The organism is Bernardetia sp. ABR2-2B, from assembly GCF_037126435.1.
GTDB lineage: Bacteria > Bacteroidota > Bacteroidia > Cytophagales > Bernardetiaceae > Bernardetia.
The window spans coordinates 197900-219452 of the sequence record NZ_CP147020.1 but is presented as its reverse complement, the minus strand read 5'-3'; the positions used below and the strand labels follow the sequence as shown (position 1 = coordinate 219452).

Sequence of the window (21553 nt, the reverse complement as noted above, 5' to 3'; positions counted from 1 at the left end):
CCTGTGAAAGTATGCTGATAGAATAACTTTTTTTGAAGTCAAATTATGTAATAGTATCACTTGATAGCAATAAATAGAAGTTGTTTAAGAATAGGTTTCGTACATGTATTTGTTGGTGTCGCTACGCTAAAACACCAACAAGGGCTGGATTCTTTTTCCTTAGAATTAGGTTTGCAAACCTAATTCTAAGGAAAAATCTACATTCTTAAACAACTTCATAAAAAACCAAATTCAACCAAAAGCTTAAAAATTATATAAAAATGTTACCAACTCCTTTTAAAAAATGGGCTACCCGTCCTGTTTATTCCAAATCTATTCAAATAAGAGTTCCTTTTAAGAAGGAAAATAATATACTTACTCTCGTAATTCAATTAAATAACAGGTTAATATTTGCGCTAATTGGAATATTCAGTATCATAGCAATTTTGCAAGTTTCTATTTTGATGTCTGGAAAAGAAGAAACACAACTTGCTAAAACGAATACGCTTACGGATACGGCTACAAAAGAATATTTGGAAGGAGAAGGACTGACAGCAAATTCTACTACTGATGAAAATACTAATGAAGCAGATAATGATGAGGTAGAATATAATGACGTAGTAGAATATGGTTATAAACATTTATCGAAGACTAACTCTCTTCCAAAGGTAGAAACAGAAGACAAACGCAAGAGTTTTTTGAAAGCAAAGCATACATTAATTAGTGAAGCTCTTATAGCAAATCAAGTATCTCGTTTGGATCAACTTAGTGATAAAAAAATGATTGAACTAAATCAGAAGTTGAGTGATGCCTTTATTACTATCGTCTTTAATCAAACCAAGGTAGAGCCTCATGTAATGGCGTATTTTACAGGAACAAAAGACCTCAAAAAATTTGAAACTGCGCTTATGGAACAAGCAAAATACCACGTTCCTGCTTCTATAAAATTAGCGCAATCTGCCTTAGAAACAGCCTACGGACAACGAATTGTGAATAATAATTATTTTGGAATAAAAGATAAGAGAGGAAAAACAAAAGCTATCACTACAACAGAATATTACACAGCAGCAGAATATAAAGCCAATAAAAGCAAAGTGGTAAGTTCGAAGATTATCAAAAAAGATGGCAAGACACTTTATAAATGTCTTATAAAAGATAGTTTTGCTGATTATACTTCGCCTTGGGAATCATTTAGAGCGCATTCTATTTTTTTGAATGAAAGCAAACGTTATTCTCCTTTATTTACAAAAGGAAAAGATTATGAAGACTGGGCTGATAAAATTGGTTCTACAAAATATGGTGGTGTTGGTTATGCTACTTCTCCTATCTATGGCGAACTTTTGAAGAAAATAATCAAACGCTATAATCTTGATTTATTAGATTATTAATTATTTTCATACTGCTAGATATTTACAAACAGTCTGCTCTACGAGACTGACCCAATAAGAATGCAACACAGCGAAACATTTCCTTTGAAAACACTTTCTAATTCTTTAATTTAGCCTACTTTTAAGATTCTATAATAACGATTTCATAAAAAATAATGCCACAAGACACGACACCAAACACTCCAAATACATTACAAAAGCAAAGTAAAAAAGAAATTTTTAAGCCTTCTTCAAATCTCTTTACAATAGATATTCATACTCATATTCTGCCCGAACGCTTACCAAACCTGCGTGAACGTTATGGATATGGAGGTTTTATTCATTTGGAGCATCACAAACCGTGTTGCGCTCGTATGATGATGGACGACCGTTTTTTTCGTGAAGTGGAGGATAATTGTTGGTCGGCAGAACGCAGAATGCAAGAATGTAATCAGCAACATGTTGATGTACAGGTGCTTTCCACCGTTCCTGTTATGTTTGGTTATTGGGCAAAACCAGAACATACGTGGGATTTGTCTAAAATGCTCAACGAACATATTGCAGGTATTGTAAAAGATTATCCAGACCGTTTTGTTGGTTTGGGTACTTTGCCGATGCAGTCTCCTGATTTGGCTATCAAAGAACTAGAAAGGTGTGTGAAAGATTTAGGGTTGGCAGGTGTAGAAATTGGTTCGCATATTATGGATTGGAACTTAGATGCTCCAGAGCTTTTTCCAATTTTTCAAGCAGCAGAAGAACTTGGTGCAGCTATTTTTGTACACCCTTGGGATATGATGGGAACAAGCAAAATGCCTAAATATTGGCTTCCTTGGCTTGTTGGAATGCCAGCAGAAACAAGTTTGGCTATTTGTTCTATGATTTTTGGAGGTGTTTTTGAAAAATTACCTAATCTAAAAGTTGCCTTTGCTCACGGTGGAGGTTCATTTCCTGCAACTATCGGACGTATTCAACACGGTTTTGATGTTCGTCCAGATTTGTGTGCTGTTGATAATCCAATTGCACCAAAAGACTATTTAGGTAAGTTTTATTTAGATTCTTTAGTTCATAGTCCTGAAATGTTGGATTATGTAGTAAAACTAATGGGTGCAGACAAAATTTGTTTGGGTACAGATTATCCTTTTCCATTAGGCGAACTTCAACCAGGGAAACTGATTCATTCAATGAATTATGATGAAAAGCAAAAAGAACAATTATTGAGTGGTTCGGCTTTAGACTGGCTAGGACTTAAAAAATCTGACTTTGCTTTTATGCAATCTTGGGATGTAGTTTAGGTTGATTTACTTATTTCATACAAAACAGGTTTGGAGGGAACAGCATCAATTTCTAAAGATGGAATTTGTAGATTTAATAAATAGATTCCGTCTTTTATTTTATTATCTACAAAAATAAGTTCAGTAATAGTGGCAGTTGCACGAACTTCTGAAAAGTTCTTTTTATGATTTTTATCTGTAAGAATACTCCAAAAACCTTTATGAACCGATAATTTTCCTTTATCTGATTCTCTATCTACTGAAGGCAAATCTAAGAGCAAATGATTGATATTTTTTTGAGCTAAAAACTCTCCTATACTTGGTTCTAAATAAGGTGGATTTTGTCCTGAATACTGTCTTGTTTTTTTGTCTTCTTCATTTGGAAGTGTACGAATAATTAAGGCTTCATAAGAAATAGAATTATTATCTTTTTCTAATTCATTCAATTTTTCGTCAAGATTTTTTTTCAAAATTACCTCATCACCAACTTCTGCAATTTCTTTTAATTTACTGAATTTTTCATTTTCTAAGTCTTCTTTTGTGAGTTGCGTAGGCTCTAAACTAATAAGACGAGCAACAAACCAAAACGTTTTGAGTGATTGATTGATAGTAACTTTATTCTCTTCTTGATTATTCAAATGTCCGTAACACTCTGTATGTGTGCCATTTCCGTGTGGCGTAATCATAACTTTTTGATAATTACAAGCTCCTTCTTCTGCTACGCTTCCAACAAAGCTTTCTCCAAAGCGAATCGTTTCGAAAGTCGGTTCTTCAGCATAATAACAACTTGGATTTTGTTTTCCTTCTTTTAGTGGAATCGAAATATCCAACGGTTTTGATAAATCGGCTGTACAACTTTGATTGTTTATGGAATAATTAATTTTCATTTTTTGTTAGAATTGAATTGATTTATCAAGCTAGATTGTCTAATTTCGATTTTATAAACAATAGTAACACAAAAACTATTTAGTTCAAAGTCAATTCTATTTTTTTTAAATAAGAAAATACTACATTAGGAAAAGGTGTGCCTTTTCCCTACAAATTACAAATTCTGACTTCATACTTCTAAATTTATTTTTATGGATTTATTCCACGCCTTTACAATTCTTATCGTGCTTTCAGCAGCTTTTGCATATATCAATCATCGTTATTTAAAACTTCCTACTACAATCGGTCTGATGCTTATTGCACTTGTTATGTCAGTAGTTATTGTTGCGATTGGTCAGTTTAATGATGCTCTTTTTCAACAAGCTCAAGAACTGATTAAGAGTGTAGATTTTTCTAAGGTTTTGATGGAGATAATGCTTAGTTTCTTACTTTTTGCTGGTGCGCTTCACGTCGATACCCCTACACTTGCTAAAGAACGCTACCCAATTATGTTTTTTGCAACGATTGGCGTTACAGCATCTACTTTTATGATAGGAACGGCTATGTATTTTATTTTGGGGTGGCTCGGACTTGGTATGGATTATATTTATTGTTTGCTTTTTGGTTCGCTTATTTCACCAACAGACCCTATTGCTGTTTTATCAATTTTGAAAAGCGCAAAAGTTCCTAAAAACCTAGAGGTAAAGATTGCAGGAGAATCGCTTTTTAATGATGGCGTTGCAGTAGTTGTTTTTCTTACACTTTTTCAGATGGCAAGTCAAGGAGTAGAAAATACGACAGCTTTAGATATTGTAAAACTCTTTGCTATTGAAGCAATTGGAGGAGTTATTTTTGGTTTGGCATTAGGTTGGGTTTGTTACAAACTAATGTATTCTATTGATAATTATGTAGTAGAAGTTTTGATTTCACTGGCGATTGTGATGGGTGGATATGCTTTAGCTGCTTATTTACATACTTCGGGACCTTTGGCTGTTGTGGTGGCTGGACTTGTGATGAGCGCAAAAGGAAGAGAGTTTGCCATGTCAGATTTAACAAGAGATTATGTAGATAAATTTTGGGAACTCATAGATGAAGTGCTGAATGCCGTTTTATTTGTCTTGATAGGATTAGAAGTTTTGATTCTTTCTTTTGATGGAAAATATCTTGTCGTTGGTGCTATTGCGATTGTAGTTTCTCTTTTGGCTCGTCTTATTTCAGTAGGTCTGCCTATTTCTTTTATGAAACTAAAACGAGATTTTATTCCAAATACAATTTTGGTTTTGACTTGGGGAGGACTTCGTGGAGGAATTTCGGTAGCTCTTGCGCTTTCCCTTACGCCTGATATGGGTAGAGATTTGTTTGTAACTGTTACGTATGTGGTGGTAGTATTTTCTATTTTGGTGCAAGGTCTGACAGTCAAGAAATTGGTAAAGAAAGAAGTTGTGAAGGAAGATTGATAATGGCAGGTAGATTAAAATGGAAAGCAAAACATGCTATTTTTTTACTATTCTACGACTGTTTTTCCACGATTAAAATCGTGGGTTTCGTTTTATTAAACGTTATCACAGTTGTTTTTGTATGTCAGTCTTCCAGACTGACTAAGATAAATAAAGGCTATTTTTTTATGTTCATACAAGGTGTCTGAACTACCTGTAACAAACCGTGATAACCTTTATTATACTACATAAATTTCATTTTTGCGTAACTCAGTTAATTATAAAAAAAATGAAAAAGCGTCAGCCAATTTTTCCTGTTTTACCCATCATTGTTTTATCTCAATTTTGCTGTACTTCGCTGTGGTTTGCAGGAAATGCCGTAATGAGTGATTTAATAGTTGATTTTAGTCTTCCTAATGATGCCTTGAGTTCGCTAACTTCTGCTGTCCAGTTTGGTTTTATTACAGGAACTCTGATTTTTGCTTTCTTGATGATTGCTGATAGGTTTTCTCCTTCTCTAGTATTTTTTGTTTGTGCAATTTTGGGAGCTTTATGTAATTATTTTACAATTTTTGAAGGAAATGATTTAGTAAACCTTTTACTTTTTCGATTTCTAACAGGCTTTTTCTTAGCAGGAATTTATCCAGTCGGAATGAAAATAGCATCGGATTATTATCAGAAAGGTTTGGGGAAATCTTTGGGTTATTTGGTAGGAGCTTTAGTCATCGGAACGGCTTTTCCACATCTTTTGAGAAGCGTTCAGAATATAGAGAGTTTTAAAGATTTGTTCTCTTGGCGTTTGGTTATACAAGCAACTTCATTGATTGCTGTTTTTGGAGGAGTTTTGATGATTTTTTTTGTCCCAAACCGTTCAGTAAAATCAGCACAAAAATTAAAACTTACAGCTTTCTTTCACGTCTTCAAAAGTGCTAATTTTCGTTCGGCAGCCTTTGGGTATTTTGGTCACATGTGGGAATTATATACTTTTTGGGCATTTGTTCCTATTATCTTGACTACTTATTCCAAACTTCACCCAGAAATAAATTTGAATATTTCACTTTTTTCTTTTCTAATTATTGGATTAGGGAGCTTTGCTTGTGTAATTGGTGGCTATCTTTCGGAGCGTTTCGGAACTAAGAAAATCGCTGTTTTGTCCCTATCACTTTCTGCGCTTTGTTGTATTGTTTCTCCTCTCGTTTTTTATGCAGATTCTTATTTTCTCTTGATTGCTTTTCTTATTTTTTGGGGATTGGTAGTGATTGCAGACTCTCCTCTTTTTTCTACTTTGGTAGCTCAAAGTGCCATTTCAGAACTAAAAGGAACAGCACTCACGATTGTAAACTGCATCGGTTTTGCTATTACGATTGTCAGTATTCAGTTTATAAATTTGCTTTCTGACTTTCCTAGTTTTATAAATGAAAAGTATATTTTTGTGTTTTTAGCTTTAGGCCCTGTTTTGGGTTTGGTGGCTTTGAGGGGGGAAACTGATGAATAAATTTAATCTTGATGAGGATACTCCATGGATTTGGGGAGTTGTGGATACTTTCTTTTCAAATAATAATCAATAATAAAATGATTTCTGTTATAGGAGTTGAGTATTTTGTCTTCTTCTTTACTCGTATCAACTTGCTCAATTATTTCCCATATTTTTTTATTGTGTTCTATATAATAAGGTGGAATATCTTCATTTTCTAATTTTGTAGGTGTATTCTTTATAATTTTGACTACCTCTGTAGATTGACAATAATGACACAGTATAAAAGGTATAGCAAATTCTATGTTAGCTAATACTTTTGGATTATGTTCCCTAATTTCACTAAAAAGATAAGCTCTAAATGGTCTCCTAGCTGATTCCTTATAATATGACATTATATGCAATAATTCAAATTTTAATTCATCACTAACAGTATCATCGTTATAAACTACATCCCAAACTAAAGACATTATATCTGCAGATTTTCTTCCTCCTCCTTCGTGAGCATAATCTACATTTTGAGAGATAATATTTATTATCCTTGTAACCTTGGTATTCTTAGTATCTGTTGGTTTCCTTAAATTCCATTTTTTTGTATTTTTTTCCTTCTGCTCTGCATTGATACTATCTGCAACTATTTCTGTAAAAGAAGAGTCTATTTCTACTTTAGAATTTACATTCTCATTTATTTTTTGCTCCGAATTACAAGAGATTAAAAATAACAGAACACACAGATATATTAGCTTTTTGTAAATCATTTCCTCAATTCTATTTTATGTAGCCTAGAAATAATTGCATCTTTATCTCTACCTATTATTTTGGTTATTTCTTTTATAGTATGTCCTAAATGAAATAAATCTTTGAGTTTTTGTTCTTCCTTTATCGTCCAACGTTTATAGGGTTTTTCGTTGGTTTTTCTGACTTCTTTATTAGCCTGTACTTTTTCAGAAGTTAAACTTTTATCAATTATTTTTTCTAAAAATTCTTGCTTTTTACCTTCTGCATTTGGCAATGAAATTTCTGTCTCTTTATCTTTTGGGTTAGTATTTCTTTCTTGAGGAAAACTCCATTGTTCTGCCCAAAACAAAAAATGCTTTCTAAAATCTTCTGTCTTTATATCATTACGAAATTCAAGTGCATTGATAAAATTATCATAAACGCCTTCAAAATCTTTATTTTTGGCTGCTTGTCTTGTTTTTTTATAATAAAAATCTGCTTTTCCGTCATTTATTTGCTGTGAAATGGCTGCTTTTGAGGTTTCTGTTTTAGCAAATTTCATCACTCTTTTATCCGTTTTGATAGCTCTGTGAGGAATTGGAGAAGACAAAATCAATCCTTCAAAAGAAGTACAACGACTAAGAGCAACATAAACCTGACCTGCTGCAAAGGCATTTCCTACATCTGCAATTATTTTTTCAAAGGTAAGTCCTTGACTTTTATGAACCGTAATTGCCCACGCTAATTTGATAGGATATTGCGTAAATGAACCTAGTTCTTCCTCTTCTATTTTTCCTTTTTCGTCGTTCCAAACATATTTTATATTTTTCCAAACTTCCTGTTCTACTTCAATTTCATTTTTAAAATCATCTTCTACAATTATTTTTTCACTTTCTAATCGGATTATTTTTCCAATTTTTCCGTTATAATATTTTTTTTCTTTATCAGAATCATTCTTTACAAACATCACTTGAGCATTGAGTTTTAATTCAAGGTTTCTATTGGTAGGAAAATTTTTATCTGGAAATTCTCCTTCTATTTTTGCTTCAAAGGTTTGTAAAGAAGTAGTCAAACGAGTCAATTTTTCAGAATTTACTTCTTTTACTTTTTCATTATGCGTACAGAGCATAATACAGTTTGTATGTTTTTCAAAGTCAAATTTAGGGTCATATTTTGTATTCAGACCTTGCAATTGGTCGTAAGTCAGATTACTATTTCTTATTTTGTTGAGAAGATTAATAAAACGTTGGTCTTTCTGACGGTATATTTTTTTGAGTTCGATATAAATGGGTTCTATTTGCTGAATTACTTTTGAGCTAAAGAAAAATTCACTCTCATAATGTTCCATCAAAATTTCTTTCTCTTCATCTTTCATAACTGGAGGAAGCTGAAAAGTATCTCCAATCAAAAGAACCTGCACGCCACCAAAAGGAACAGTTTCTTTTTTGCGAAAAATACGTAAAAGTCTATCTATCACATCTAATAAATCACAGCGCACCATCGAAACCTCATCAATAACCAATACTTCTAGGCTTGTAATAATTTTTCTCTTTTCTTTAGAATACACAAAATGTTCGAAAATAGTACTTTTATCATCATCGCCCATATTGGCAGCTTTGCGAAGTCGTTTATCATTCGGAACATACAAACTAGGAGCTATCTGAAAAAATGAATGTATTGTTTGTCCACCTGCATTGATGGCAGCCACTCCTGTAGGCGCAACAATGACCATTCTTTTATCAATAGTCGTTTTGAGGTATTTCAAAAAAGTAGTTTTTCCTGTTCCTGCCTTACCTGTCAGATAAATCGTTTTTTCGGTATGCTTGATAAGGTCTAAAGCATTATTAAACTCTATATTATCTTTGTCTAATTTTATATTATCTACAATCATTATTTTATCTCTTAATTCGTTATTATGATTTTACTAGAGTTTTAGCTGTGTAGTTGTGTGATATTTGTAGAAGTCAAGAAAAAGAAATTCAAAAAGCTGCGTAGCATTGAAATTCGGTGGTCTTACGCAAAATATGTTTTTTTTAAAAAAAAGTGTTTTAAAATAGCAAAATTATGCAACTAAAAACTACCCACGATGCCGTTGTTGGTGTTTTAGCAAAGCGACACCAACAACCAACTTACATACTTTTTATAATACCACCTAAAACTTTATAATTATAAATCACAACAACAATATTACGCTGCGATGCAGCTAAAAATACATTATATTTCTGAAAATTATAATTACAAAATGTTACAAAAGAGGAATCACATTCTAAAGAGTCTTTACTGTTGTTGGTATCTCCACTAACAACTTTCGTAAAATTATTTCCTATCAAAATTTCAATTTTTCTAACTTCAATTTTTTAGCTACCTCTTCCAAATCTTTCACGACAGGTTCTAAAAGGGGAATTCCATTTTCAAGGCGATAGGCTTTATTTTCTAACTCTGGCTCTCCTGGTATGATTACTTTTTGATTCTCATCAATAGGAGTAGCATTTTTGAAACGACGAATCCAATTATCCATGTGAGATTTGAATTCTTCTTTTGGACGAAAACCATCAATTCGCATAGCACCCAAAAAATGCCCTAAACCTTGTCCAACAGGGTCAGACGGAACAGGCAGAAAACTAACAAAAGGAGGCGCCCAAGGACCATAACCTGCACCAGAAAGTACAGCCGAAAGAATATCGACAGCCGAACCTAAACAATATCCTTTATGATTGCTTCGCATAGGGTCAGAACCCAAAGGTAAAAGTGCGCCACCATCTTTCAGAGCTGCTGCATTATTGGTTGTGTTTCCATTTTTATCTTGTACCCAACCTTGAGGAGCATCTTCATTTTTTCGTTGCAAGATTTCTAATTTACCATTGGCTACTGTTGTTGTTGCAAAATCAGCCACAAAATCGTTTTCCTCTCCTGCAGGAACAGCTATTGCAATCGGATTTGTCCCTAACATGCGCTCTTTAGAATGAGTAGGAGCAACCAATGGACTTGCATTTGTCATTGCCCAACCTATCATATCTTTTTCGGCTGCCATCATAGAGTGATACCCTGCAATTCCGAAATGGTTTGAATTTTTGACAGAAATCCAACCAGAACCTACTTTTTCAGCTTTTTCAATAGCTACTTGCATTGCTTTTGGTGCAACAACCAATCCCAGACCTGCATCTGCATCAATGGTTGCCGTACTTGGAGTTTGATAAGTAACTTTCCAGTTTGGAGTAGGATTAATACGTCCTACTTCCCATAAACGCACATAACCCGTCAGACGAGCAACACCATGAGAATCTATCCCACGCAAATCAGCAGCTAACAAAACATCAGCAGCTAAAAAAGCATCATCTTTTGGACAACCCATTTGAATAAAAACATCAATTACAAATTCTTTGAGAGTAGTATCTTTTATAATGAACATATAAATTTTCTTTTTCTTGAAATAGAAGAGGAATAGTTTTAATCTTTCAAAATTAAGAAAAAAAATTACTATTAATAATCTTGCTTTTTTAGTCTTTCTTTTATTTTTCCTTTTCAAATAATATTTCTTTTACCGTTCCTTCTGCTGCTACCTCAAAAGCATCTATTTTTCCTTTTTTATTTCTCTGAAAAGAAAGTCTCATTCTTTGATTTGTTCCAAACTCATCTTTTCTTCTTGAAGATAATTGCATGTTTTCATTATTTGGAAAAGAAAGAATTAATTTGCCGTTTTTTTGAAAAATTTGATAAGTAACATCCAACTCATCAGAATAAAATTTTCCTATATAGTCGTTTGTATTGATTTTCTCTTTTTTAAATAAATCTATTTTTTCAAAATAAAATACTCCTCCTCCAAAATTCACACTCAAAGCCATATCTTTATTCTTATTTTCTTTTGAAGTATTATAAAAATTATAGACTACATTTTTAGCATGGATACGATGAAAAGTATTTTTTGATTCTGTCAATAATGAAATTGCATTGTTTCCCATACTGGTTTTTACTTTTAAAGTGTCATTTTCTACAAAAAAAATCATCAACAAATCACTATTCAGTTCTTGATATGAACCTAAAAACAAGTTTAACTCTTCTTTAGAATGTTGATAATCAGCTTTTTCTATTTTATTTTTGTTTTCTTTCTGAGTAACTAATTTTTCCAAAATATCAAATGCAATTCCTTGAGCATTAATATGTTCAGAGTTGGTATAAACCATAATAGATATTTCTTTTTTGGGAACACAAACAAAATAAGAATGCATTCCTATATCTCTTCCTCCATGTCCTACCAAAGTATTTCCTTCAAACTCCCACACAAAAACACCACGAGCCTGTGTTATGAAAGAACCATCATTAAGAGCATCTTTTGTGGTTAAAAATTTGGCAATATAAGCAAATTCATGAGTATCATCTAAAAATATCTTTGCCCATTTTGCCATATCTGAAATGGTACTTCCTACGCCTCCAGCTCCTACACATAATGTTAGAGATTTTGGGTGTTTATACGTTTCTCCATCAAAGTAATATGCACAGGCTTTGTTAGGAACAATACTTTCCAAATCATTTTTATAAAATGTAGATTTCATTTCTAAAGGTTCAAAAATTTCTTCTTTTGCAAACTCTGAAATTGTTTTTTTAGAAACTCGTTCTATAATCAAAGCCAAAAAGACATAATTTGTATTTGAATACAACATTTTTTTTCCTGCAATATCATTTACTCCACGCTGACGAAACATTAAACTCTCAATCATTTTGTTGGTATAACCTCTATGTTGATAATCAAATCCTCGTAAGCTCAGAAGTACATTGTGATTACGAATTCCACTTGTGTGATTTAGAAGATGCTTTATACGAATAGTATCATCATAAAAAAGAAGTTCTGGAATATATTTTCTAACATCATCTTCTACACTCAAAAGCTGTTTTTTTTCTAAAACTGCAATACAAGCAGCCGTAAATTGCTTAGTAATTGAAGCCAATCCAAAAACGGTACTGTCATTAAAGGGAACTTGATATTCTAAATTTGCTAAACCTGTATAATTGTGATATGCTAATTTTCCTTGCTGAGTAATCCCAACTGTAACGCCTAAATCTTGATTTTGAGTATTTTTTTGAAGGATAGAATCAATTTCTGATTTCCAATTTGTGGAGTAATTTTGAGAAAAAGTAGTATGGCTAACTAAGCAAAATGATAGTATTAGAAAAAGATGAACCAGATGGATTAAAGATAAATTTTTCATTAAAAGTAATTTTTAGAAGGCAATATTATCCCAGCCAAAGAAATAAACTGATTGTTCTGATTATTGCTTTGAGGAGTTTTTTTAAAAAAAGAAGTAAAAAATAGTCTTCTATTCTTGAAAGAAGAATTTTAGAAGACTACTAATAGGATTATGGTTAAGCTAATCGAACTGATTTTTGATAAAGTTGATAAAAGAAGATAGGCAGGAAAAGACAGGAAAAGACAGCACAGCCAACAACAAAAAGAATACTTGCATAAGGAAAGTGCAACCCCTTAAAAATCATTCCTGTACTTATCAAACCACCTGCTAGAATGCCAATACTCAGACGAATTTTGTCCATTGTTTCAAGGCTATTTTTATTCTTGAAAGCCAATATTACTAAACTTGGTAGAGCAAAAAAGAGCAAAATAATATTACCTAATTGCAATAAAATATTAGCATAAGGCCAGTGTAGAGCCTTAAAAAGGAAAGAAAAAGAAAGCGAAAAAGCTACTAAAAAGCTAGAAAAATACAAGATGCGTTTCATAGTAATTTGGGTTTTGAAATGAATAATAAAAAATAATTCTTCCTCTATTTCACCTACTCCATTGGGAGCAATAGAAACAGAAGCCTCTTTGATGCTCTCCTCAAAAGAAAAGCCTTCACTCATTTTGCTTTCTACAAAGCAACAAAAGTGGTCTAACAAACTGTCTTGCAAATCAGTATCTTGAAGAGGATTTCTGAAAAGATGTTCACAAATCAATTCTACTTGATTTTCATTAAGTGTTACCATAAATCGGTTCGGTAGTTATTAAATGATGGATTGTACTCAAAAACTCTAAAAGTTCATTGATTGCCTTTGCTGTTGCTGTTTCTCCTGCTGGTGTGAGATGATAATACTTGCGTACTCGCTTTCCTATCATCACTTTTTCACATTCAATTAAGCCATCAGCTTCTAATTTGTGAAGAGCAGGATACAATGAACCTTCTTTTATCAAGACTTTGCCATCAGTAGTTTCTTTGACACATTGCGCCAGTTCATATCCGTACATTTTGCCTTTTTCGGAAAGCAATCGTAGTATAATTGTGGTTAGTGTTCCTTTGAGTAATTCTTTACTTGGATTTGTTTTCATTTTTACATAGAGTTTTAATACATCGTAAATCTATGTATTTATACTCAAAGCACAAAAAAAAGTTGCATTTTTTGTGCAACTTTTTCTTTTTTTTCTAAAAAAACCTGTTCAAAGGTATATTAAGCGTTATTTTATTTTTTATTTGGTGTAGCTAATCTCATCTCATCACAATCATTAGAAATCTTGTAGATATTCATTTTTTCTTTGACAGCAAAACCCATCTTCATTCCTTCAAAAATAACATATATTTTCTCATTATTAGATTCTGTTTCAAGTTGTGCTACTTGTTTTTGTCCTTTCGCATCTTTATATGTTAAAACAAATTTATCATTTTCTTTTTTTACAGAAGTAAGTTGGTACATCATAATATCATACAAACCTGCCATTACAAACATAGGCTCTCCATTGCTAACATCAAAATAAAAAGTGCTTATTGGGTCGCCACATTGTGTATAAATGAGTTCTACATTATCTTCAGTCGCAAGACCAATATATGTTTTGTCTTGAAAAGTAGCTAGATATTTATTTTTATCTGCATTTTGTGCCTTACTAGAAAAAGAAAGTAGTAAAAAGAAAGCAATAAAAACACTAAAAACAAATCCTAAAGATAAAATTCGTACTTTTTTGTTTTGTTCTTTTAGTTCACGTTCTGAGTTAATAGCAACTACTTTTTCAGAAATTGTTTCAGAATTATTTGTTGGCTGGTTCATTAAGGTATAGGATTTGAGATATGAGGTTTGAGATAAAAAACTTTAAATAAATATTCAAAGAAAATCACGAAATTGATAGAAAAATAGTCTATATTATAATTTTGGTAATATATTTTCAATAAATTGTGATAAATAACGTTTCATTATTATTATCGTTATTATCATTAGAGTATCTTATTGAGACAAAACTACTTTCTATAAACTTGAAGCAAATTTTGAGCAAATTTTGACGATTAAGTCAGAAAAATGAAAGAAAATTATTAGTTTTACCAAAAGTTTAATAAAACTATATTTGATTTTAATAGTCTTGTATAGATATAACTTTGATTTTTTCAACTAAATAGATTTATTAAAAAAAAATCAAATCATTACAACGAAATAAAAAAAATCCATATTCCATATTATGTTTGCAATTATGACTTCAACTCCTTTTTCTATATCTCTCAAAAAAATAGGGATATTTCTGATGCTTTTTATAGCACTTCTTATGTTTTCTACTAGCCAACTACAAGCACAAGTAAGTATGAGTGTGGCTGCACGTTATCAAAAATTTATTGGAGGTGAAGAAGATCGTTTTCCTTTTGGTAGAGTAGAAGATTTCCCTCCTTTTGCTGGGCTAGAAACACGCCTAAATATAGGTCTGAATTATAAAACATCTCTTAACTTGGAAGGTTCTTTTATGTTGGGAACGGAACGTGGTGAGTTTGTGTATGATTATATGATTACGAGTAAAAGTATGGCTGCCGAACTAGGAGCTAACTTACGTTATTACCTTTTTGGAGCTTATAACGATAGAGGTGGATTCTATACGTATGGTGGATTAAGTGGAGGAATGTACACAATTGATTGGACACTTGAAGACAATGAGCCTAATGATGGGTATCGTCTTTTTCCAGAAGGTAATTATTTCCAAGACCAACAATTTTGGCTTTTGAGCTTAAATGCAGGAATCGGCACAGAAGTATATTTAGGTTCTTTCTATCTTTTTGCTGAAGGTGGCGGTTCGTATCGTTTTAAAGATTATGTTTCGAATGTAACAGCTTATACTCCTCATTTACATCATTTTTGGAGAGCTAACTTAGGCGTTCGTATTCCTTTTGGTGGTGGCCCTCAATAAAAAAACATCATAAATTCATTTAAAAAAATCAATTCATACTATATATTAATAGCCTATTCTATGTTTCATTCAATCAGAAATAAAAATAAATTTGTATCCAATTTTGCTTACATTTTTTTAGCTCTCTTTGCTTTTTTAGCCGTTGCTTGTGAGTCAAATAATGATGACAACCCATTAGCCGTTTCGACTATGGAAGGATATGTTGCTGACTGTCTTTATTGGAATACAAGCTCACCTCAAGTACAAAGCTTTGGTAGAGATTCATTAGGAAGAGATACTATCCTAACAATACAAGGAAATTCATCAATTGATGGAAGCGAACTTTATCTTTTCATTCCTTATCCTGAAGTTAGTTCTTTTACAGTAGCTCCTCGTGATACTACTGACACTGTAGGTCTTCCTATTCCAATTATTCGTTACAAAGGCGAAGATGTTCCTGAGGGTACAATTAACATTACTCGTTATGATACAGTTCGTTATATTTTAGAAGCTGATTTCAATTTTAGCTTTGATAAAACTACTGAATCTGATAGTGGTACGGTAGATACTTCTTCTGTTGAGTTTACAAGAGGCAAAATTAAAGCTGCTTATTTGAGATTGAGATAGGGAACAATTACGAGTTTAATTCATTGAACACCAGTCAGCTATTGATTCGAAAATAGTAATTTATTTAATATCCATTTCTAGTCTTATATTTCATTTTTATCAGAAACAAAAAACCTAAAAATATACTTTATTTTTAGGTTTTTTTGATTGACAATGAAGTTGTTTAAGAATAGGTTTTGTACGTTTATTTGTTGGTGTCGCTACGCTAAAACACTAACAAAGGCTGGGTTATTTTTCCGTAGAATTGGATTTGCAAACCCAATTCTACGGAAAAATTCACATTCTTAAACAACTTCAATGACAATTAACTTATTTCTTTTTTGGCATCCAGTTTTCGGGTTTGTCTCTCCATTTCTTCAAAATCTCGTGGTCTTTTTCTTCCAAATAATTTTGAGAAATTGCTTCTTCTACTAATGTAGAATAATCACTAAGTACCTTCAAGTCAATAGCTGCTTGTGAAAAATTACGAACTGCACGGTCGAAACCATACGTAAAAATAGCTGCCATTCCAATTACTTTTGCTCGTGTAGATTGCAAAACATGAACAGCTGCTAAAGAACTTTGACCTGTTGATATTAAATCTTCTATCAAAACAACTTTATCATCACTATTCAATTTCCCTTCAATTTGGCTTTGCGTTCCGTGTTCTTTTGGTTTTGAGCGTACATACAACATTGGCAAATCAAGCTGATGTGCTACAAGAGCAGCCTGTGGTATTCCTGCCGTTGCTACACCTGCAATAGCTGTAACATCAGGAAACTCTTTTTTTATCATTTCTACTAATGCCTTTGTAATAAAAGTTCTGACTTTAGGGTAAGAAAGCGTCAAGCGATTATCACAATAAATAGGAGAGTTCCAGCCAGAAGCCCATTGAAAAGGCTCATGAGGACGTAATTTGACAGCTTCAATTTCTAAAAGCATAGAAGCTATTTGATGAGCAACAGAAGAAAAATTCTCTGTTTCTAATTCTGATTGTGGAGTAGTTTCTTTCATTCTACAAAGGTAATTATTCAGTTGTTTAATTACGAATTGAAAATCAAAAAAGTAGGTTAAAACCTATAAGAATAAATAAGATATTTTTGAAGCAGAAACGTTTTTTAAGACTAAAAAAATAAAATATTTGTGTTGTATTCTATTTTTATGAAAAATAATTTGAGCATAAAGTAACTATTCTGTATTTTTGTAGTTAGTTTCGATAGTTATCCTCTGATTTGAAAAATAATCTAAATCAGAAATCAATAATATATTTTGTTGAAACAACTTAGTAAAAATTAGTAAATCTATCACTCCAAAACCTACAACTATTATTAAAGCTCCTGGTTATAAATCTACAAAACGCTACAAATTATCGTCATTCAAATTTGATTTACCTCAAGAATTGACAGCAAAATACCCTACTGATAATCGTGATGATTCTCGCCTTATGGTTGTGCATCGTGATACAGGCGTTATCGAACACAAAATGTTTAAAGACGTATTAGATTATTTTGGGGAAGGCGACAAAATGATTATGAACGATACAATGGTTTTTCCTGCTCGTTTGTATGGCTACAAAGAAAAAACAAATGCCAAAATTGAAGTTTTTTTATTGAGAGAATTAAATCCTGATTCGCATCTTTGGGATGTACTTGTCGATCCTGCACGTAAAATAAGAGTGGGAAACAAACTTTTCTTTGGGGAAGGAGAATTAGTAGCAGAAGTTATCGACAATACTACTTCAAGAGGTCGTACTATTCGTTTTTTATATGATGGCGAACCTGAAGAATTTTATAAAACATTAGAAGAATTGGGAGAAACCCCTCTCCCTCGTGAAATTGGTAGGGAAGCTGAAGACTCTGATAAAGAACGCTTTCAAACTATATTTGCAAAAAATAAAGGTGCAGTTGCAGCTCCTACGGCTGGTCTCCATTTTACGCCTCAATTACAGAAAAAACTACAATTACAAGGAGCAAGTTTTCATCCAATTACGCTTCACTTAGGTCTAGGAATGTTTCGTCAAGTAGAAGTAGAAGATTTGACAAAACATAAAATGGATTCTGAAAATTTTGATGTAGGGGAAGAAACTGTAAAGGCTGTAAATGAAGCCATCGATGCAAAAAAGAGAATTTGTGCCATCGGAACAACTTCTTTGAGAGCCTTAGAATCTTCAGTTTCGGCAAGCGAACACTTAAAACCAAATGGTGGTTGGACTGATAAATTTATTTTTCCTCCTTATGAATTCAAAATTTGTAACGCTCTTATCTCCAACTTTCATTATCCACAATCTACTCTTTTGATGATGAATTGTGCCTTTGGTGGTTACGAACTAATTATGGAAGCCTATGAACTGGCTATCAAGGAAAAATATCGTTTCTTTAGTTATGGCGATGCAATGCTTATTATTTAAGTTTTTTTGAAACAAAACCTTAGAAAAAACCTTTTATTTATAGTGAAATAAAAGGTTTTTTTGGCAAAATGCCTAGCTAGTAATAATAACTCTTATATCTATAAAAATGAACAAAGAACGTTTATATGATGCTTTTGGCGAACTAATTTACGCCTTAGCTATGGCTGATGGACTTATCCAACCCAAAGAAATACAGGCTTTGGACAGGATTTTGGAAGGACATGCTTGGGCATCTCAAATAAAATGGTCATTTAATTATGAAGCCAATAAAGCACTTGATTTAAAACAAGTTTATAAGAAAGCTTTAGATACTTTTACACAGCACGGTCCCGATGAAGAGTATATTTACTTAATAGAAATTTTGCAAAAGGTTGCTAAGGCTAGTGATGGTATTGATGCAGCTGAACAAGAAATGATTGAGCTTTTTCAAAAAGACTTGAAAGAAAGTTTTATTATTGAAATGGAAAAAAGAAACCTCGTTTAGAAAATAACTTCCTAAAAAACTGATAAAAAAGTAATGCTAAAATTCTTCAAGCCTCCTATTTCTATCAAAAAATGGATAGGAATAGCTTTTTTATTGTTTATTTTTTGGATTCTTGTTCTTAGTTTTTTTTATGCTCCAAACCTTATTAGAACTATTTTTTTTAAAGAACTTTATTTAGACAAATTAAAATTCGAACAAGCCACTATTTATGTAAGTCCTCAAATGGATAAAGAAGAGCGTCAAAACATCATTCTTCTCTATCAAAGATCAAGACTAAGAATAGATTCTATTTTTGGAAAAACAGAAGCAAAACCTTCAATTTTGGTAGGAAATACAAGTGAAGTGATGCAGATTTTTGGTCATTCAAACTCTCAAGAGGAAAAAGTTCAGACGGGAATGACACACCTTACACCTTTTGGAGCTTATATTATTCTTGCTCCCAACGGTACAAATGTAGATGTTTTGAGCCATGAGCTTTCTCATGCCGAACTTATGCAAAGATTAGGTTGGCAGACAAGAAGGAAAAAAATACCAATTTGGTTTGATGAAGGTCTGGCAATGCTTGTCGATAAGCGTTTTGAATATTGGACATCTCTACAAGATGATTGGCAAACCTTGATTGACTTAGAAAAAGATAGTTCTAACTTGAATTATGAAAATAGTTTTCATACAACTTCAGATTCTATAAATCTTTCTTCCTTTTCTCTACAAAATCTTCAAACTACTGAACAGTTTTTTACAGAAGATGCTCAACTACATTATTTTGTAGCACAAGAAGAGGTCGCTCGTTGGTATGATAAAGGAGGACAGAGTAAACTTTTAAGATTATTAAAAAGCTTAAAAAATAAAAGTTTTGAAGAGAGTTATTAAATAGAAAAAACAACTCAACATTTCACTTTATTCTACTTTTTCTGGATATACTTCTTTTATAATATATTCTAAAGCTTCATTAGTAAGTGGCTTTTGAGAATATGATTTTATATCATCATACTTTGTTATGTTTTGTTGTTCGATATCAGGTGCAGAAGTAGAAAGCATACAAACAACAACCCCCTTTTTCTGCTCTTTATCTAATTTTTTGTACTCTTCCAAAAAGTCCCAACCATTGAGCCCTGGCATATTTATATCTAAAAAGATAAGGTCTGGATTAGGATATTGCCCATTCTCTCTCTTTTGTAAATAATCAAGAGCTGCTTGCGCTCCTAATTTTACTACAATTTCGTCTGTTACGTTTGCTTTTTTAATTACTCGGCTATGAATATAATTATCAGCTTCTGAATCATCAATGAGCAAAATTTTATCTAGTTTAGATTTCATGGTTATTCTGATTTATATTTTTAGAAATAGTAAAATAAAATATAGTTCCGATTCCAAACTCTGACTCTACTCCTATTTTACCTTTATGTAAAGAAACTATCTTTTTACAAAAAGCAAGTCCAATTCCCTGCCCTTCGTACTTTGAATTACGGTGTAATTTGGCAAATATACCAAATATTTTCTTTTTATGCTCTTCTGGAATACCAATTCCATTATCTTTTACTAAAAACTTCCAACTTTGAGGCTGTTCTTCTACTGTTATTTCTATTATTGGTGCAACACCTTCTTTGCTAAATTTGAGTGCATTGGTCAATAAATTTTGAAAAAGCTGTCTTAACTCTAACTTAAACCCTTTGATAATAGGAAGTTTGTCAAATGAAATAGTTGCTTGTTTTTTTTCAATCAACAATGATAAATCCTTTTGTAAATTGTATAATAGTGCATTTAATTCGATTTCCTCTACTTCACTAGACTTTCCAATTCTTGAATAATTCAGAATGCCATCTATCATTTTTTTCATTCTCTTGGCTGCCGAAGTAATAAAGGTAAAATTTTGTTTGGCTTCTTTATCAAATTTATCTCCATAATCTTCTTCAAGAATATTTATTATGCTTGTAATGGTACGTAAAGGCTCATTCAAGTCATGAGAAGCGATATAAGCAAAACGTTCTAATTGTTCATTTTTTTCTTTTAAGATTTCTCTTCTTCTCTCTAATTCATTATTAGATTCAACCAAATTATCAATAAGAGGACGTAGAATAGAATAAATATTATAAAAAATAAATAGCATAGCTATCGATGCAATTAGTTGAAATGTAACAACTACCTTGTTTATGATTAAAATTTCTTCTCTACTTTCTTCTAAAGATTGGTAACTCGTTTTTCTAAGCTCTCTTATTCGTATTCGTATTTTGTCCATAAGGTCTTTTCCTATATCTGAATTTACTAGTTCTAATGCTTTTGCTGCTTCATTATTATTTTTGTAGTCAATAGTCATTTTTAGTTCTTCAAACTTTTCATCAATAAGCTCTTTTATAAGATATAATTTTTCTTTGAAAACAGTATCTGAATTTGGATACTCTTCTATTTCCTTTATAAGTTGTGGTGTTTTCTCTAAGGCTATGTAATAATACTTCAAATACTCTTCGTTAGAAGTTAGCAAGAATCCTCTCTGACCTGTCTCAGCATCTTGAACAGAAGAAAGTAAATCTCCTAACTCACCTTCTAAAAGCAAAATTTCTCTAAGTTCTTGTTGTATATTATTCTCTATTTTTTGAGAGACAAAATACCCTACTAAGAGTATAAGAATGAGTCCTAAGCCAATCGATAAAGTGCGAATTACTTTACGACTCTCCACTCTTCTTTGATAAGTTAATTTATCTTTTTGAGGACGACGAAATGACATAAAAAAATAGTCTAAAAAATGAGGTTATAAAACATCCCTGTCAAAAAAAAACTCCTATTTAATTAATAAATAGGAATTTTTAGATATAACTCAAAAATTAT

At 32.0% G+C, this 21553-nt stretch carries 21 protein-coding genes; 9 read left to right on the top strand and 12 right to left on the bottom strand.

Annotated features, from left to right (window positions below):
- Positions 1-260: 260 nt before the first annotated feature.
- The gene (locus tag WAF17_RS00935) at positions 261-1367 is read left to right on the top strand and encodes a glucosaminidase domain-containing protein (protein WP_338765088.1); all 1107 of its coding nucleotides are present in this window, start codon (positions 261-263) and stop codon (positions 1365-1367) included.
- 155 nt (positions 1368-1522) lie between these two features.
- On the top strand, positions 1523-2638 hold the full coding sequence (locus WAF17_RS00930; protein ID WP_338765085.1) for an amidohydrolase family protein: 1116 nt from the start codon (positions 1523-1525) through the stop codon (positions 2636-2638).
- On the opposite strand, the gene WAF17_RS00925 is transcribed toward WAF17_RS00930, so the two are convergent.
- Positions 2635-3504, bottom strand: coding sequence for a cyclase family protein (locus WAF17_RS00925; RefSeq protein WP_338765083.1), 870 nt, complete (start codon positions 3502-3504; stop codon positions 2635-2637). The two genes, WAF17_RS00930 and WAF17_RS00925, sit on opposite strands and share 4 nt — an antisense overlap.
- Before the next feature lie 192 nt (positions 3505-3696).
- On the opposite strand from WAF17_RS00925, the gene WAF17_RS00920 reads away from it, so the two are divergent.
- Positions 3697-4941, top strand: coding sequence for a sodium:proton antiporter (locus WAF17_RS00920; RefSeq protein WP_338765080.1), 1245 nt, complete (start codon positions 3697-3699; stop codon positions 4939-4941).
- Positions 4942-5209: 268 nt separating this feature from the next.
- The gene (locus WAF17_RS00915; protein WP_338765078.1) at positions 5210-6415 is read left to right on the top strand and encodes an MFS transporter; all 1206 of its coding nucleotides are present in this window, start codon (positions 5210-5212) and stop codon (positions 6413-6415) included.
- A 2-nt stretch (positions 6416-6417) separates the two neighbouring features.
- On the opposite strand, the gene WAF17_RS00910 is transcribed toward WAF17_RS00915, so the two are convergent.
- From WAF17_RS00910 to WAF17_RS00875, 8 genes are all read right to left on the bottom strand, one after another.
- A complete protein-coding gene (locus WAF17_RS00910; protein ID WP_338765076.1) occupies positions 6418-7152 on the bottom strand; it encodes a hypothetical protein in 735 nt (244 codons plus the stop codon).
- A complete protein-coding gene (locus WAF17_RS00905) occupies positions 7149-9002 on the bottom strand; it encodes an AAA family ATPase (RefSeq protein WP_338765074.1) in 1854 nt (617 codons plus the stop codon). The genes WAF17_RS00910 and WAF17_RS00905 overlap by 4 nt, the downstream gene beginning before the upstream one ends.
- Before the next feature lie 238 nt (positions 9003-9240).
- Complete coding sequence (locus WAF17_RS00900; protein WP_338765072.1) at positions 9241-9441, bottom strand: hypothetical protein; 201 nt, start codon at positions 9439-9441, stop codon at positions 9241-9243.
- Positions 9438-10520 carry an Ldh family oxidoreductase gene (locus tag WAF17_RS00895; RefSeq protein ID WP_338765070.1) on the bottom strand — a complete coding sequence of 361 codons (1083 nt, stop codon included), beginning with the start codon at positions 10518-10520 and terminating at the stop codon, positions 9438-9440. Before WAF17_RS00895 ends, WAF17_RS00900 begins: the two co-directional genes overlap by 4 nt.
- A 100-nt stretch (positions 10521-10620) precedes the next feature.
- Positions 10621-12315 (bottom strand): serine hydrolase domain-containing protein, encoded by a 1695-nt coding sequence (locus WAF17_RS00890; RefSeq protein ID WP_338765068.1) that lies wholly within the window; start codon positions 12313-12315, stop codon positions 10621-10623.
- A gap of 154 nt (positions 12316-12469) precedes the next feature.
- Positions 12470-13087, bottom strand: coding sequence for a hypothetical protein (locus WAF17_RS00885; protein ID WP_338765067.1), 618 nt, complete (start codon positions 13085-13087; stop codon positions 12470-12472).
- Positions 13074-13427, bottom strand: a complete 354-nt coding sequence (locus tag WAF17_RS00880) for a PadR family transcriptional regulator (RefSeq protein WP_338765065.1) — start codon at positions 13425-13427, stop codon at positions 13074-13076. The genes WAF17_RS00885 and WAF17_RS00880 overlap by 14 nt, the downstream gene beginning before the upstream one ends.
- A 131-nt stretch (positions 13428-13558) precedes the next feature.
- Positions 13559-14137: a hypothetical protein gene (locus tag WAF17_RS00875; RefSeq protein WP_338765064.1), complete on the bottom strand. Its 579-nt coding sequence runs from the start codon at positions 14135-14137 to the stop codon at positions 13559-13561.
- A 403-nt stretch (positions 14138-14540) separates the two neighbouring features.
- On the opposite strand from WAF17_RS00875, the gene WAF17_RS00870 reads away from it, so the two are divergent.
- Together WAF17_RS00870 and WAF17_RS00865 are read left to right on the top strand one after the other, a co-directional pair.
- The gene (locus WAF17_RS00870) at positions 14541-15254 is read left to right on the top strand and encodes a hypothetical protein (RefSeq protein ID WP_338765062.1); all 714 of its coding nucleotides are present in this window, start codon (positions 14541-14543) and stop codon (positions 15252-15254) included.
- A 60-nt stretch (positions 15255-15314) separates the two neighbouring features.
- Positions 15315-15860: a hypothetical protein gene (locus WAF17_RS00865; RefSeq protein WP_338765060.1), complete on the top strand. Its 546-nt coding sequence runs from the start codon at positions 15315-15317 to the stop codon at positions 15858-15860.
- Positions 15861-16169: 309 nt separating this feature from the next.
- Here WAF17_RS00865 and pyrE read toward each other — a convergent pair whose 3' ends face one another.
- The gene (pyrE, locus tag WAF17_RS00860) at positions 16170-16853 is read right to left on the bottom strand and encodes an orotate phosphoribosyltransferase (protein ID WP_338765058.1); all 684 of its coding nucleotides are present in this window, start codon (positions 16851-16853) and stop codon (positions 16170-16172) included.
- A gap of 313 nt (positions 16854-17166) precedes the next feature.
- On the opposite strand from pyrE, the gene queA reads away from it, so the two are divergent.
- From queA to WAF17_RS00845, 3 genes are all read left to right on the top strand, one after another.
- Positions 17167-18246, top strand: a complete 1080-nt coding sequence (queA, locus tag WAF17_RS00855) for a tRNA preQ1(34) S-adenosylmethionine ribosyltransferase-isomerase QueA (RefSeq protein ID WP_338770133.1) — start codon at positions 17167-17169, stop codon at positions 18244-18246.
- 106 nt (positions 18247-18352) lie between these two features.
- On the top strand, positions 18353-18730 hold the full coding sequence (locus WAF17_RS00850; protein WP_338765056.1) for a TerB family tellurite resistance protein: 378 nt from the start codon (positions 18353-18355) through the stop codon (positions 18728-18730).
- A gap of 33 nt (positions 18731-18763) precedes the next feature.
- Positions 18764-19600, top strand: coding sequence for a hypothetical protein (locus WAF17_RS00845; RefSeq protein WP_338765053.1), 837 nt, complete (start codon positions 18764-18766; stop codon positions 19598-19600).
- A 27-nt stretch (positions 19601-19627) separates the two neighbouring features.
- Here WAF17_RS00845 and WAF17_RS00840 read toward each other — a convergent pair whose 3' ends face one another.
- Together WAF17_RS00840 and WAF17_RS00835 are read right to left on the bottom strand one after the other, a co-directional pair.
- Positions 19628-20047 carry a response regulator gene (locus tag WAF17_RS00840; protein WP_338765051.1) on the bottom strand — a complete coding sequence of 140 codons (420 nt, stop codon included), beginning with the start codon at positions 20045-20047 and terminating at the stop codon, positions 19628-19630.
- The gene (locus WAF17_RS00835; protein WP_338765049.1) at positions 20037-21452 is read right to left on the bottom strand and encodes a CHASE3 domain-containing protein; all 1416 of its coding nucleotides are present in this window, start codon (positions 21450-21452) and stop codon (positions 20037-20039) included. Before WAF17_RS00835 ends, WAF17_RS00840 begins: the two co-directional genes overlap by 11 nt.
- Between the last annotated feature and the right edge of the window lie 101 nt (positions 21453-21553).